Source organism: Tanticharoenia sakaeratensis NBRC 103193 (genome assembly GCF_000963885.1).
Classification (GTDB): Bacteria; Pseudomonadota; Alphaproteobacteria; order Acetobacterales; family Acetobacteraceae; genus Tanticharoenia; species Tanticharoenia sakaeratensis.
Genome location: NZ_BALE01000069.1, coordinates 1 through 848, shown reverse-complemented (window position 1 = coordinate 848; position 848 = coordinate 1). Strand labels below are relative to the sequence as shown.

The window sequence follows — 848 nt, the reverse complement described above, 5'->3', positions numbered from 1 at the left end:
CTTGGGATGTGGACACCTCAAGCCCGAGCACGCATGGCCGCTCTATCCCGCAAGACGAAGCGCTACCCATCTGATCTGACAGACGAGGAGTGGGAACAGATTGCGCCTCTGATGCCGCCTGCAAGCCCGCGAGGGCGCAAGCGGAGCGTCGATTTTCGGGAGATCCTCAACGCCCTGCGCTATCTGGTGCGCTCAGGCTGCGGGTGGGAGATGCTTCCTGTTCATTTCGGCCCCTGGCAGACAGTCTACTGGTGGTTTCGCCGTCTGATGCGCCGGTTCTTGTTTCGCACGATCCATGACGTCTGCACGATGCTCGATCGTGAAGCTGAAGGGCGTGAAGCGAGCCCGACGGGCGGTGTGATCGACAGCCAAAGTATCAAGGCGCCTCACGCAGAGACGCGAGGCTATGACGCAGGCAAGAAGATCGTCGGGCGCAAGCGGCATATCGCCGTCGATACCGACGGCCGCCTGCTGATGGTGCACCTGACGCCCGCGGATATTTCCGACAGCGCCGGCGCCCAGATGATCCTGGACGCGATCCGCAAGCGCTGGCCGTGGGTAAAGCAGCTGTTCGCCGACGGCGCCTACGACCGGGCGATGCTTATGGACAAGGCAGCGTTCCTGGATTTCAGCGTCGAGGTCATCCGGCGCTCGGCCGGCGCGAAAGGCTTCGAGGTTCTGCCCCGCCGCTGGGTCGTCGAGCGGACCTTCGGCTGGATGACCCGCTGGCGACGTCTCGTGCGGGATTACGAGCAGCGCGTCGATGTCTCCGAGGCCATGATCCATATCGCCGTGGGCAGCCTCATGCTACGCAGAAACGCCCATCCGTGAATTTCCAAAAAGGCTCT

1 protein-coding gene is annotated in these 848 nt (G+C 62.9%); it reads left to right on the top strand.

Translation table 11 applies throughout. The features are described 5' to 3' along the window. Positions 1-6 precede the first annotated feature (6 nt). Entirely contained in the window at positions 7-831 is an 825-nt protein-coding gene (locus B8446_RS15860; protein WP_084712398.1) for an IS5 family transposase, read from the top strand. Positions 832-848 lie beyond the last annotated feature (17 nt).